Here is a 13,600-nt window from a genome sequence, read left to right on the forward strand (position 1 = left end):
TACGATGGAGGCAAGCACCTTCCGGCCTCGCCCCGCATGCACGCCACCCCCGCCCTCGCCGCCCTGGTCCTGATCGTGGAGGACGAGGCCGAGATCGCCGACATCCTCACCGCCTATCTTGAACGCGAAGGCCTGCGCACCCTGCGTGCCGGCGATGGCCAGACCGCCCTGGAACTGCACCGCAGCGCCCGCCCCGATCTGGTACTGCTGGACGTGCAGCTGCCGCGCCTGGATGGCTGGAGCGTGCTCAGCCAGCTGCGCCAGCGCGGCGACACACCGGTCATCATGCTGACGGCGCTGGACCAGGACCTGGACAAGCTGACCGCACTGCGCATGGGCGCCGACGACTATGTGGTCAAGCCGTTCAATCCCGCCGAAGTGGCTGCGCGCGTGCGTGCCGTGCTGCGTCGTACGCTGCGCCTGCCGCGCATGGATGCCGCCACTGCCCTGCGTGTCGGCCCGCTGCTGATCGACAGCGCCACGCATGCGGTCCACGTGGAAGGTGATGGCTACAGCCACGAGCTGCTGCTGACCCTGACCGAGTTCAAGCTGCTGCACTGCATGGCGCTGGCACCGACGCGCATCTTCAGCCGCAGCGAGCTGATGCATGAATGCCTGCCCGAAAGTGAAGCCCTGGAACGCACCGTCGACAGCCATGTCAGCAAGCTGCGGCGCAAGCTGGATGACGTCGGAATGGCCAACGTGCCGGCCAGCGTGCGCGGGGTCGGTTACCGGCTGATGGCCGACCGCTGATGCGTCGCTCCGGTCTCAGCCGCCATATCGTCGTGTCCATGTCACTGATGGTGACCGGCGTGATCGTGATGACCATCCTGTCATCGTGGCTGCTGTACGCCGTGCTGATGGAGTTCTTCCCGGCCAGCGCGGAAGCGCCCGACGGCTGGCTGCCGAACGGCCCGGAACTGGCGTGGATGGTCGGGGTAATCGTGACCGGCCTGGCCCTGGCCGTCGCCGCCTCCTTCCGCCTGGCCCATCGCATCCTGTCGCCATTGAACTCGCTGGTGGACAGCGTGCGTGCGCTGGCCGGCGGCGACCTGGGCGCACGCGCCACTGCAGATGCGGACTCGCCCGGCGAAGTCGCCGCGCTGGTGGACGACTTCAACGCCATGGCCCACCGCCTGCAGCACATGGAAAGCGAGCGCATGATGTGGCACGCCGCCATCGCCCATGAGCTGCGCACCCCGGTCACGATCCTGCGCGGCCGCCTGCAGGGGCTGGCCGAGGGCGTGTTCCAGCCCGACGGGTCGCAGTTCCGCAGCCTGATGGCCCAGGTCGAAGGCCTGTCACGGCTGATCGAAGACCTGCGCGTGCTGAGCCTGGCCGACAATGCGCGGCTGGACGTGCGCCGCGCCCGCACCGACGTGGTGGCCGAGGTGCATTCGGTGATGACGTTGGTGGACCCGCAGTTCCGTGCCGCCGGTTTCGTGCTGGAACTGGAGACCAGCCGCGAGGAGCACGCGGCTCACTGCGACCCCACCCGCCTGCGCCAGGCCTTGCTTGCGCTGCTGGAGAACGCGCGCCGCTACGCCAGCCCCGGCCGGGTGCGTATTGCCGTGCACGACGTGCAGGACCATGTGCAGGTCGCGATCGAGGATGAGGGCCCCGGCATTGATCCGGCGCTGCATGCGGAGATCTTCCACCCCTTCATGCGTGCCGATGGCTCGCGCTCACGCCAGGGCGGTGGCAGTGGCCTGGGCCTGGCGGTGGTCAAGGCCATCGCCGATGCCCATGGGGGCCGCGTCTACTGCTCGCCGGGTCGCAGCGGTGGCAGCCGCTTCATCATCGAGCTGCCGCGGCAGTAACCGGTTCGGCCGCCTGCCGACGCAGGTGCTCGCCCAGCGCCGCCAGGTTGGCATCGATGTCATCCAGTTCGCGGCGCTGCGCCTGCGGCAACTGCGCGCGCAGCTGCTGGCGCAGCGATTGCCACGCGGGGACCGCACGCGCACTGGCGGCGGCAACCGCCTCGCCCACCACCGCCTGTTCCTCGGCCAGCGGCAGGCCATAGCCCGCGTCGGCCAGCAACTGTCCCGGCCGCAGCCACTGCCCGCTTTGTTCCAGCAGCTCACGCAGCCCGCGCGTGGCGACACTGTCCGGCGCGGCCAACAGGCGCCGCTTGAGGACATCGCGCGCGCGCAGCTCGCTGCGGCGCTGGGCCGCCTGCTCCAGCAACAGCAGGCCCGCACTGGCGCGCACATCGCCCTGCAGCAGCCAGGGTGCGCGTTCGCGCGCAGGCAGCTTCAGCCAGCTACGTACATCCCGCGCCGGCAACGCCAGCTGCGCTGCCGCCACCGCGAACAACTGCTGGTAATGGTCGCGCGCGGATGCAAAGTAATAGCCCTGCGCCTGCGCGCGGCCGCGGTCTTCCAGCACCTGTTCGTCCAGTGCGTGCAGGCGTACCAGCCGGCGGCGCAGGCCGCGCGGTGTCAGCTGGGCCAGGCCGGCGTCGCCCAGGCGTGGCACCCCGGCCTGCAGCAGCTTGGCCGTTTCCACCGCACAGTTGTTGCTGACGAAGTAATAGCGCCCGTCGTAGCTCCAGTGCACCTGCGCGGTACGCTCCAGCAGGCTGGCGATCTCGCTGCGGTCCAGCTGCAGGGGCAGTGATTGCAGGCCACGCAGCTCGACCTTGGTGTATTCGTCCACCACCTGCTGCAACGGCAGCACGAACAGGCGCGAGGGGTAGCCGCCGGTCAGCCCGCGCCAGTTGGAAATCTGCACATCGCCGACAAAGGCACGGAAGGACAGGACACGGTGGTACTCCAGGTCCAGACGGCAGTCCGGGCCGGGTGCGCGGCCGGGCCGGCAGATCACCAGGCGCAGCATGCTGTGGCCCCACCGGCTCATCGGCTGCGCACTGCCCTCGGCAAACAGGTAGTCCACGGCGTAGACGCGCGCCGGGTCCAGTTGCAGCAGCGATGCGGCGCCCTCTTCGGCATCGGCCTGCAGCAGCGGCAGCGTGGCGTCGCAGTTGGGTGCCGGCAGCGAGGGCGGCGTGCCGAAATGTGCCTGGTACCACTGCGCCACTGCGGGGCGCCGGCAGGCGAACTCGGCGTCCAGCACGAAACGCTCGGCATTCACCGCCAGGAACTCGGCCGGATCATCCAGCTCGTAGCGGTCGGGACTGCGGTCGCGGAACGCATTGCCGCCGCGGCCCAGATGCCAGGGTCTGCGCTGCCAACCGGCCAGGTCGCGCCAACGCGCACTGCGTGACCAGTTCGCGCCACTGCGGTCGGCGACGTGGGTCAGTTCGTGCACCAGTGCGCTGCGGCGCGCGCGGCGGGCACCGGCCATGTCGGGGTCCAGCAACGACCGACGCAAGGCGATGCGTCCAGCGAAGGCACGCCCGTGCACGTCGGCCGGCAGGTCATCGCGCCAGGCCACCTGCACCTGCGCAGGCAGCGCGCGCAACAGGCCTTCGGGCAGCAGCGCCTGCACGTCGTCCAGGGTCTGCCGGGCAAGCCGCTGTTGCGGCCCGCTCAGTCCTTCGGGGTCGAGCTGCAGGCGATCAGCCGCATGCACAGCGTGCGCGATCAGAAGTAGAGCCACGCCATGCGTGGCTGCAGTGATCGACCGCCTGCGCCCGCCCAGCCGAGCATGGCTCGGCTCTACAGGGAGCGATGCCGGGCCTGTCACGCGGTGTGGGTCAGCGGGCCAACAGTGCGCGGGCCAGCTGCAGGTCGCTCTGCTGCTGTGCGGCGGCATCCTGCTCGCGCAGGTGCACCAGAGCGGCCTGCAGGCGTGCGCCGCGGATCTGGCCGTCGCTGGCAACGAAGGCGGCAGCATCATCGCGCGCGGCCAGCACCACCTTGTCATCGCCCGAGCTGCTGCCCGACGAACCCGAGGAAGCACCCGTGGCCGAACCGGCCGAGGTGCCGGCAAAGCTGGAAGCGAAGCCGGCCAGCGGCAGGGACAGCAGGGCGAGCAGCAGAATCGGACGGATCATCAGGTCAGGCCATCAGTGGGAATGCGTGGAGCGTAATGGTTGGGTGAAGTCTTTGCCTGCGTCAGGCATCGAACAGCTTGCCGGGATTCAGCCGCGCTTCGGGATCGAACGCGCGTTTGACCGCCTTCATCAGCACGATCTCGGCCGGGCTGCGGGTGCTGTCCAGGTAGCCCTTCTTGACCAGGCCGATACCGTGCTCGGCGGAAATGCTGCCGTCGAAGCGTGCCAGCACCTGCGCCAGCAGCTTGGTCACATGCTCGCACTGCGTTACGAAATCGGCATCGCTGGTGTCGTCGGGCTTCAGCACGTTGATGTGCAGGTTGCCGTCACCGATATGACCGAACCAGACCACGTCGAAATGCGGGTAGGCCTGGCCGATCAGCCCCTGGATTTCGGCCAGGAACGCCGGCATGGCCGAAATCCGCACCGACACGTCGTTCTTGTACGGCTTGTAGCGGGCCAGCGCTTCGGTGATGCCCTCGCGCAGCCGCCACAGCTGCGCGGCCTGGGCATCACTGGCACTGATCACGCCGTCGCTGACCCAGCCATTGCCCATGCAGTCCTCGAACGCGGCCATCGCGGCAGCTTCCTGTGCCTCGTCGTTGGCCGCAAACTCGGTAACCACGTAGTACGGATGCACTTCGTCGAACGGTGCCTGCGCGCCATGCGCGAGCACGTGCTCCAGCGCCCGGTCGGTGAAGAATTCGAACGCCTGCAGCTGCAGGCGCGCGCGGAACGCGGCGAACACCTGCATCAGCACATCGAAGCTGGGCACCGCCAGCAGCATCACGTTGCTGGCCGGCGGCGGGTCGGTCAGCTTCACGGTCGCTTCGACGATCACGCCCAGCGTGCCTTCCGAACCGATCAGCAACTGGCGGAAGTCGTAACCGCTGGAGTTCTTGATCAGGCCCTTGTTGAGCTCCAGCAGCTCACCGCTGGCGGTGACCACCTTCAGCCCGGCGATCCACTCACGGGTGTTGCCATAGCGGATCACCCGGATGCCGCCGGCATTGGTGGCGATGTTGCCGCCGATCGAGCACGAGCCGCGCGCGGCGAAATCGACCGGGTAGATCAGCCCATGTTCCAGCGCCGCGTTGTGCAGGGCTTCCAGCGGCATGCCGGCCTGCACCACCAGGGTACGGTCGACCGCGTCGTAGGCCAGCGCCTTGTTCATCCGTTCCAGGCTCAGCACCAGCTCGCCGTGGGCGGCCACCGCACCGCCGGACAGGCCCGTACGGCCGCCCGAAGGCACCACCGCCACGGCCGCGGCCGCGCTCCAGCGCATGATCGCCTGCACTTCCTCCACCGTGGCCGGCAGGGCGATCGCCAGCGGTGCCGGCGTCCAGCGCCGGGTCCAGTCGCGGCCGTAATGCTCCAGGTCGGCAGGGTCGGTCTTCAGCTTCAGGCCGGGACAGGCCTGCTGCAGCGAGGCGATGCGGGAATCGGTCATGACGGTCCAGCGCGGTGCGTGAAGAACGGGCAAGCGTGCCAGCGCCGCGGGCCAGCGTCCAGCCCCGGCAAACGCCCGGCGATGGCTACGGATGCAACTATTTCCGCACTGCACCATGGGCCCGGCGATCTGGCATAGTGGTCAGCCCCTGTCCCACTGGCCGTGTCGCCCCATGTCGCCGAAGAAGACCTCGTTCCCCAAGCAGGATATCCGCGTGCTGTTGCTGGAGGGGGTCAGCCAGACCGCCGTAGAGGTGTTCAGCGCCGCCGGCTACAGCCAGATCGAAGCGCACAGCAAGGCGCTGCCGGAAGAGGAACTGAAGGCGCGCATCGCCGAAGCGCATATCGTCGGCATCCGCTCGCGCACCCAGCTCAGCGCCGAGGTGCTGGCCGAGGCCAAGCGCCTGATCGCGGTCGGCTGCTTCTGCATCGGCACCAACCAGGTGGACCTGGACGCGGCCGAGCTGGCCGGCATTCCGGTGTTCAACGCGCCCTATTCCAATACCCGCAGCGTGGCCGAGCTGGTCATCGCCGAGGCCATCATGCTGACCCGTGGCATTCCGCAGAAGAACGCCGAGTGCCATCGCGGCGGCTGGTCGAAGTCGGCCAGCGGCAGCCACGAGGTGCGTGGCAAGACCCTGGGCATCATCGGCTACGGCCATATCGGCACCCAGGTGGGCGTACTGGCCGAATCGCTGGGCATGCAGGTGATCTTCCACGACGTGGAAACCAAGCTGGCGCTGGGCAATGCCCGTGCGGCGGCCAGCCTGGACGACCTGCTGGCGCGCGCCGACATCGTCACCCTGCATGTACCGGAAACCCCGGCCACGCAGTGGATGATCGGCGCCACCGAGCTGGCGAAGATGCGCCGCGGCGCGCATGTGATCAACGCCGCGCGCGGCACCGTGGTCGACATCGATGCACTGGACGCAGCGCTGGCCAGCGGCCACATCGGCGGCGCCGCGCTGGACGTGTTCCCGGTGGAACCCAAGGGCAACGGGGACATCTTCGAATCGCCGCTGACCCGACACGACAACGTGATCCTCACCCCGCACGTGGGTGGCAGCACCCTGGAAGCGCAGGACAACATCGGCGTGGAAGTGGCGGCCAAGCTGGTGCGCTACAGTGACAACGGCAGCACCCTGTCGGCGGTCAATTTCCCGGAAGTGACCCTGCCCGAGCACGCCGACAGCCTGCGCCTGCTGCACATCCACCAGAACGTGCCGGGCGTGCTGTCCAAGGTCAACGAGATCTTCTCGCGCCACAACGTCAACATCGACGGCCAGTTCCTGCGCACCGACCCGAAGGTGGGCTACGTGGTGATCGACATCACCGCCAGCGAAGAACAGGCCGCTGCGGTGCGTGACGAGCTGGCCGCGATCCCGGCCACGTTGCGTACGCGCATTCTGTATTGATCAAGGCATCGCCGGGCATGGCCCGGCGGAATGCATCCGGCACTGCGCCATCCACGCATGGCGTGGATCTACTGGGTTGCAGTAGAGCCACGCCATGCGTGGATGGGCCTCAGAGTCTGACGGCGTAAAGGTCCTTGTAGAAATCCCAATGAATCAGGATCCCGTGTTCGGCCGACAAGAACAGAGTGTCGACAAAGTCCAGCTCGCCGGCGTGCAGCAACCAATCCTCCAGACGGGCTTCCAGCGCAGGCAGGGCATCGTCTACCTGGATGACCGTCAAGGCAGCCCCTGAGGGCAACCCGATCCTTGCCGCGATGCCGCGCAGTTCCTGCTCAAGACGGTCCCGTTCCACACCCGCAACCTCCAGACGGGACGGTACCCGCTGCCAGTCGATGGACGTGATGACCGGCAGCGCCGCCTTGATCATCGCCATGGCCGCGTCCTGTTTGGCCTCATCGCAGGCCCGAGCCGCAATAAACGCCGCACAGGCGTGGGAGAACATCAGCGCGCCAACCACCGGCGCGCCATGCGCTGCATCGATTCATCCGATTCCGGGTCTGCGGCCACCTCGGCCACCGGGCGCCAGGCCAGGTCCAGCGATTCCTCGCTCAGCACGAAGGCCTCGCCCCCCACGGCACGGATCACGAAACGCACGTCGTAGTGCCAGTGCCCCGGCACATCCTTGCGCTCGGGAATCCAGTGCTTGTCCAGGTCGAAGATGGTCGGGTCATCCAGCACCAGGCCGGTCAGGCCTGACTCTTCCTCGGCCTCCTTCAGCGCCACCCGGGCCAGATCACGGTCACCATCGGCGTGGCCGCCCAGCTGCAGCCAGCGCTGCAGCTTGCGGTGGTGGGTCAGCAGCAGGCGTTGGCCGTCGGCGCTGACCAGCCAGCAGCTGGCGGTGAAGTGCCCGGCCAGGCGCTCGCGGCGGAAAGGATCTTCCGGATCGTCAATCAATGTGCCGAATTCGGCAGCGAGGGCGTCGTGGGCGGGCTCTCGCCGGGCATAGTCCTGCAGCAGGCCACGCAGGCGATCATCAAGCACGGCAAGGGATTCGGCAGGTTGATTCATGAATGCGGGGATATCGGAAAAATACTGCTCATTATCGCCGTTCATTGTTGCGATTGCGCTTGTGCGGTGGCTTCAGCTTTGGCTAAGGTACAGCGGGCCGTTCGCGCGGCCTTCACCATTCGGACCGCCGGCAACGCATCGGCAGTCCTCCCAATCCGATCATCAGGAAAGTTCTGCATGCTGAAAGCTCTGTTGAGGGTCAAGCCGGTACAACCGGCCGGGCACGTCGATGCCGGCGAACCCATCGAAGGCAGCCTGGATGGCGAAGCCACGCTGAAACGGACCCTCACGGCGAAACACCTCATCATGCTCGGCATTGGTGCGGTCATCGGTGCAGGCATCTTCGTCCTGACCGGCCAGGCCGCGGCCAACCACGCCGGCCCGGCGGTCATGCTCTCGTTCGTCATCGCCGGCTTCGCCTGCGCGCTGGCGGGCCTGTGCTACGCCGAATTCGCGGCAATGATGCCGGTCTCCGGCAGTGCCTACTCCTACTCCTACGCCACCCTGGGCGAAGGCATGGCCTGGTTCATCGGCTGGTGCCTGGTGCTGGAATACCTGTTCGCCTCGGCCTCGGTCGCGGTGGGCTGGTCGGCGTACCTGATCAGCTTCGTCACCAGCACGCTGAACATGCCCTTCCCGGACGCGCTCAGCGCGGCGCCGATCGCCTGGACCGGCAGCGAGTTCGTGGCCTCCGGCACGCTGTTCAACCTGCCGGCGGTGCTGATCATCGCGGCGGTGTCGGGCCTCCTGTACGTGGGCGTGACCCAGTCGGCCTTCGTCAACGCGATCATCGTGGCCATCAAGGTCACCGTCATCTGCCTGTTCATCGGCATCGGTGCGGCGCATATCGACCCGGCCAACTGGCAGCCCTTCATCCCGGCCAACACCGGCCCGGGTGAATTCGGCTGGAGCGGCATCTTCCGCGCGGCCACCATCGTGTTCTTCGCCTACATCGGCTTCGATGCGGTCTCCACTGCCGCCGGCGAAACCAAGGACCCGCAGCGCAACATGCCGATCGGCCTGCTTGGCTCGCTGGCCGTGTGCACCGTGGTCTACATCATCGTCTGCGCGGTGCTGACCGGCATGATGCCGTACCACCTGCTTGGCACCGACAAGCCGGTGGCCACCGCGCTGGAAGGCTACCCGCAGCTGGCCTGGCTGAAGACCGCGGTCGAAATCGGCGCCATCGCCGGCCTGTCCTCGGTGATCCTGGTGATGATGATGGGCCAGACCCGCATCGCCTACACGATCTCGCGCGACGGCCTGCTGCCGAAGTTCTTCGGCAAGGTCCACGCCCGCTTCCGCACCCCGTACTGGGCCACGATCGTGGTCGGCGTCATCGCCGCTGCACTGGCCGGCATGGTGCCGCTGAACGTCCTGGGTGAACTGGTCTCGATGGGCACGCTGCTCGCCTTTGCCACCGTCTGCATCGGCGTGCTGGTCCTGCGCTACAGCAAGCCGGACCTGCACCGCCCGTTCCGCGTACCGGCGGTGTGGATCATCTGCCCGCTGGGCGCGGCCACCTGCCTGTTCCTGTTCTGGCAGGCGTTCGTGGTGCATTGGCACCTGTTCGTCGGCTGGACCGTGCTGGGCCTGCTGATCTACCTGGGCTACGGCATCCGCAACAGCAAGCTGGCCAAGTCGCCTTGATGTGCCTACGGGCCGGCCCCTGTGCCGGCCCGTCCGTTTCTCCCCGCGCGCCCACCCTGGCGCGCTCCGACAAGACCGACACACATGTTCAAGCAACTGTGGGCCACCAAGCACCCGCATGCCGCCCATGAAGACGCCAACGGCCTGAGCCTGCGCCGCCACTTGGGCCCGTGGGGCCTGACCGCCCTGGGCATCGGCGCGGTGATCGGCGGCGGCATCTTCGTCATCACCGGCCAGGCCGCCGCCAACCATGCCGGCCCGGCGATCATGCTGTCCTTCGTGCTGGCCGCCATCTGCTGCGCCTTCTGCGCGCTGGCCTACGCCGAGTTCGCTTCGATGGTGCCGGTCTCCGGCAGTGCCTACACCTATACCTACGCCACCTTCGGCGAACTGTCGGCCTGGTTCATCGGCTGGATGCTGGTGCTCGAATACGGCGTCTCCGCCTCGGCCGTGGCGGTCAGCTGGACCGGCTACTTCCTCAGCCTGCTCAGCCAGTTCGACATCCATCTGCCAGCCGCGCTGGTCAGTGCGCCACTGGACGCGCAGCTGCGTCCCACCGGCGCCATCGCCAACCTGCCCGCGGCCGGCCTGGTGCTGCTGCTGACCTGGCTGTGCTACGTCGGCATCAGCAAGTCCTCGGCGATGAACATGGCCATGGTCGTGCTGAAAACCGGCCTGATCGTGCTGGTCATCGTGGTCGGCTGGAAGTACGTGGACACCAGCAACTGGACCCCGTTCATTCCGGCCAACGAAGGCCCCGGCAAGTACGGCATGGAAGGCGTGCTGCGAGGTGCGGCGATGGTGTTCTTCGCCTACATCGGCTTCGAGGCGGTGTCGGTGGCGGCGCAGGAATCGAAGAACCCGCAGCGCGACATGCCGTTCGGCATGATGGTGTCGCTGGTGATCTGTACGGTGCTGTACATCGCCATGGCGGCGGTGATGACCGGCCTGGTGCCCTACCCGCTGCTGGGCACCGACGAACCGGTGGTGACCGCCGTGGCCGCGCACCCGCAACTGGGCTGGCTGCGCTGGGTGGTCGAAGTCGGCGCGCTGATCGGCCTGTCCTCGGTGGTGCTGGTGATGATCATCGGCCAGCCGCGCATCTTCATGATCATGGGCCGAGACGGCCTGCTGCCGCCGGTGTTCACCAAGATCCACCCGAAGTACCGCACCCCGCACATCAACACCGTCATCACCGGCATCGGCATCGCCCTGCTGGCGGCACTGTTCCCGCTGGACATTCTGGGCGAGCTGACTTCGATGGGCACGCTTATCGCGTTCGCGGCGGTCTGTGCCGGCGTGCTGATCCTGCGCCGCACGCAGCCGGACCTGCCGCGCCCGTTCCGCATGCCGATGGCGTGGCTGATCTGCACCCTGGGCGTGCTGAGCTGCCTGGCGCTGCTGTCGGCGATGACGCTGCACAACTGGATGCTGATGGGCGTGTGGACGGTGGTCGGGTTCGTGATCTATTTCGGTTACGGGTTCAGGCACAGCCGCCTGCGGGGTCAGTAAGGTTTTTTGTTCTGCAGGGCCTGCGGCCCTGCACCCGCTGGAGCAACGTCAACGGCAATGGCTGGGCTGAGGGTTTGGCGGGGAGGGGTGAGATTGCGGGGGACGCTGCAAGTACGTCCCTGTAAGCTCGGTCGCCGCATCCATGCGGCTCACGCCCCCGCAACCTCATCCCTCCCCGCCTTCGACACTCTTCCGGCACGTCAGGTAGATCCACGCCATGCGTGGATGAAGTCCATCTGGGGAATGAATTCTCTCCGATCGATGTGTTCCCTGTAGAGCGGAGCCATGCTCCGCTCCGAGCAAGCGCAGCGCCGCGACCCGCTTCTACCCTCCACTCTTCACTCCGTGGCTGCCGCGCACGGAACCTGTCCGTGGCCGGCCGGGGTGGGCTGGCGGGACCGCAGGCGCCATGGATGGCGCCTACGAGCCCCCATGGATGGGTTCACGGCGTGTCCCGCCAGCCCACCCCGGCCGGCCAACCCAAGGAATCAGCCGGGCGAACCCGCCACGAGGGGCTCAGCCGTTGGCCGAATCCAGTAAAATCGACCGCATGAACGCCCCCACCTTCCCCTACGACACCGCGCGCCTGAGCGAACTGGCCCAGCTGCTGATCGACAACGTCCGCGAACTGGCCCACGCCGGCTGGACCCCGGCCACCAGCAGCAACTTCTCCCACCGCCTGGACGACCACCATGCGGCGATCACCGTCTCGGGCAAGGACAAGGGCCGGCTGATCGAGGACGACATCATGGTGGTGGACTTCGACGGCCTGGCCGTCGGCCGCCCGCTGCGCCCGTCCGCCGAGACACTGCTGCACACCCAGCTGTACCGCCGCTTCCCGGACATCGGCTGCGTGCTGCACACCCATTCACCGGTGCAGACTGTCGCTTCCCGCCTGTATGCACCGCGGGGCCACATCCGCCTGGAAGGCTACGAGCTGCTGAAGGCCTTCGCCGGCAACAGCACCCACGAGATGGCCATCGATGTGCCGGTGTTCGCCAACACCCAGGACATGAACGTGCTCTCGGCCCAGGTCGACGCCCTGCTGGACAAGCAGAACCTCTGGGGCTACCTGATCGACGGCCACGGCCTGTACGCCTGGGGCCGCGACATGGCCGAGGCACGCCGCCACCTGGAAGCCTTCGAGTTCCTGTTTCACTGCGAACTGGAACTGCGCAAGCTGCGCGGCTGAGCCTGCACCGGGGTGCAGATTCCAATCCGGAATCTGCCGCCCTTCACCACCCTGTTACCCTGTCTTCCCCCCGAGACGTTCAAGCTGCCGCCATGAGCCGACTGCGCATCTACGACGACACCCGCCCCGAATCGCCGCTGCTGGATACCCAGGACGGCGCGACCATCGCTGCCGAACTGAAGAAGATCGGCGTTACCTTCGAACGCTGGCAGGCCACGGCGCCGGTGGCCCCGGGTGCCAGCCAGGACGAGGTATTCGCCGCCTATCGTGCCGACATCGATCGCCTGGTCGCCGAACGCGGCTTCAAGAGCGTGGACGTGGCCTCGATCGCGCCGGACAACCCGAACCGCGCCGAGCTGCGCAGGAAGTTCCTTGACGAACACTTCCACAAGGAAGACGAGGTGCGCTTCTTCGTCGCCGGCTCCGGCCTGTTCACCCTGCACGTGGGTGACAAGGTCTATGAGATCGAGTGCGTGAAGGACGACCTGATTGCCGTGCCCGATGGCACCACCCACTGGTTCGACATGGGTGATGAGCCCAGCTTTGTCGCGATCCGCTTCTTCACCGAGCCGGATGGCTGGGTCGGTCACTTCACCGGCACCGACATCGCGCAGAAGTTCCCCCGTTACGTACCCACCCAGGCGTCCTGATCCATGCAGCCCCGCGTCATCCTGACCGATATCGAAGGCACCACCAGCAGCATCTCGTTCGTCAAGAACGTGCTGTTCCCCTATGCCCGCCAGGCGCTGCCGGCGTTCGTCGCCGAACATGGCCAGCAGCCGGAGGTCCGCCGCTGGCTGGACGCGGTGGCTACCGAGATCGGCGGCGCCTGCCAGGACAGCCTGGTGGCCGAGACGCTGCAGGGCTGGATTGACCAGGACCGCAAGCACACCGCACTGAAGGCACTGCAGGGCCTGATCTGGGACGAAGGCTACCGTCGCGGCGACTACACCGCGCACTTCTACCCGGAAGTGGCGCCGGTGCTGAAGGGCTGGCATGCGTCGGGCCTGCCGCTGTACGTGTACTCGTCCGGCTCGGTGCCGGCGCAGAAGCTGTTCTTCGGCTTCAGCGATGCCGGCGATCTGAGCCCGCTGGTATCGGGCTGGTTCGATACCGAGATCGGCGGCAAGCGTGAGGCGGACAGCTACCGTCGTATCGTGCAGGCCATCGGCGTGCCGGCCGCCGAGATCCTGTTCCTGTCCGATGTGGTGGAAGAGCTGGATGCCGCCCGCGAGGCCGGCCTGCAGACCCGCTTGATCGACCGTCTGGACGACTACCCGATGCCGCGCGCAGGCCAGGCCGCCAACGGTCACGACCGCGTCGAGAATTTCCAGCAGATCCAGCTGTAAGCGC

At 67.3% G+C, this 13,600-nt stretch carries 13 protein-coding genes; 8 read left to right on the plus strand and 5 right to left on the minus strand.

Annotated features, from left to right (window positions below; genetic code table 11):
• The first annotated feature begins 36 nt into the window (after positions 1-36).
• Entirely contained in the window at positions 37-753 is a 717-nt protein-coding gene (locus tag ACM2ZB_RS04980; protein WP_416057681.1) for a response regulator, read from the plus strand.
• The gene (locus ACM2ZB_RS04985; protein ID WP_416057682.1) at positions 753-1,820 is read left to right on the plus strand and encodes an ATP-binding protein; all 1,068 of its coding nucleotides are present in this window, start codon (positions 753-755) and stop codon (positions 1,818-1,820) included. Before ACM2ZB_RS04980 ends, ACM2ZB_RS04985 begins: the two co-directional genes overlap by 1 nt.
• On the opposite strand, the gene ACM2ZB_RS04990 is transcribed toward ACM2ZB_RS04985, so the two are convergent.
• The 3 genes from ACM2ZB_RS04990 to ACM2ZB_RS05000 form a co-directional block, all read right to left on the minus strand.
• Positions 1,798-3,561, minus strand: a complete 1,764-nt coding sequence (locus tag ACM2ZB_RS04990; protein WP_416057683.1) for a DUF4105 domain-containing protein — start codon at positions 3,559-3,561, stop codon at positions 1,798-1,800. The genes ACM2ZB_RS04985 and ACM2ZB_RS04990 overlap by 23 nt on opposite strands.
• Before the next feature lie 97 nt (positions 3,562-3,658).
• Complete coding sequence (locus tag ACM2ZB_RS04995; RefSeq protein WP_313442923.1) at positions 3,659-3,958, minus strand: DUF2388 domain-containing protein; 300 nt, start codon at positions 3,956-3,958, stop codon at positions 3,659-3,661.
• Positions 3,959-4,019: 61 nt separating this feature from the next.
• Entirely contained in the window at positions 4,020-5,408 is a 1,389-nt protein-coding gene (locus ACM2ZB_RS05000) for an FAD-binding oxidoreductase (RefSeq protein WP_416057684.1), read from the minus strand.
• Positions 5,409-5,580: 172 nt separating this feature from the next.
• On the opposite strand from ACM2ZB_RS05000, the gene serA reads away from it, so the two are divergent.
• A complete protein-coding gene (serA, locus tag ACM2ZB_RS05005) occupies positions 5,581-6,822 on the plus strand; it encodes a phosphoglycerate dehydrogenase (RefSeq protein WP_313442919.1) in 1,242 nt (413 codons plus the stop codon).
• Positions 6,823-6,931: 109 nt separating this feature from the next.
• Here the strand turns inward: serA and ACM2ZB_RS05010 are convergent, their stop codons facing one another.
• Together ACM2ZB_RS05010 and ACM2ZB_RS05015 are read right to left on the minus strand one after the other, a co-directional pair.
• Positions 6,932-7,324: a hypothetical protein gene (locus tag ACM2ZB_RS05010; RefSeq protein WP_416057685.1), complete on the minus strand. Its 393-nt coding sequence runs from the start codon at positions 7,322-7,324 to the stop codon at positions 6,932-6,934.
• Entirely contained in the window at positions 7,324-7,938 is a 615-nt protein-coding gene (locus ACM2ZB_RS05015; protein WP_416057686.1) for an NUDIX hydrolase, read from the minus strand. The genes ACM2ZB_RS05010 and ACM2ZB_RS05015 overlap by 1 nt, the downstream gene beginning before the upstream one ends.
• 132 nt (positions 7,939-8,070) lie before the next feature.
• On the opposite strand from ACM2ZB_RS05015, the gene ACM2ZB_RS05020 reads away from it, so the two are divergent.
• The 5 genes from ACM2ZB_RS05020 (at position 8,071) to mtnC (ending at position 13,596) form a co-directional block, all read left to right on the plus strand.
• Entirely contained in the window at positions 8,071-9,543 is a 1,473-nt protein-coding gene (locus tag ACM2ZB_RS05020) for an amino acid permease (protein WP_416057687.1), read from the plus strand.
• An 84-nt stretch (positions 9,544-9,627) separates the two neighbouring features.
• A complete protein-coding gene (locus tag ACM2ZB_RS05025) occupies positions 9,628-11,055 on the plus strand; it encodes an amino acid permease (RefSeq protein WP_416057688.1) in 1,428 nt (475 codons plus the stop codon).
• A gap of 550 nt (positions 11,056-11,605) precedes the next feature.
• Positions 11,606-12,247 (plus strand): methylthioribulose 1-phosphate dehydratase, encoded by a 642-nt coding sequence (locus ACM2ZB_RS05030; RefSeq protein WP_416057689.1) that lies wholly within the window; start codon positions 11,606-11,608, stop codon positions 12,245-12,247.
• A gap of 92 nt (positions 12,248-12,339) precedes the next feature.
• Entirely contained in the window at positions 12,340-12,897 is a 558-nt protein-coding gene (locus ACM2ZB_RS05035) for a 1,2-dihydroxy-3-keto-5-methylthiopentene dioxygenase (protein WP_416057690.1), read from the plus strand.
• Positions 12,898-12,900: 3 nt separating this feature from the next.
• Positions 12,901-13,596, plus strand: coding sequence for an acireductone synthase (gene mtnC / locus ACM2ZB_RS05040; RefSeq protein ID WP_416057691.1), 696 nt, complete (start codon positions 12,901-12,903; stop codon positions 13,594-13,596).
• Positions 13,597-13,600 lie beyond the last annotated feature (4 nt).

Origin of the sequence: Stenotrophomonas maltophilia (assembly GCF_047782825.1) — a bacterium.
Classification (GTDB): Bacteria; Pseudomonadota; Gammaproteobacteria; order Xanthomonadales; family Xanthomonadaceae; genus Stenotrophomonas.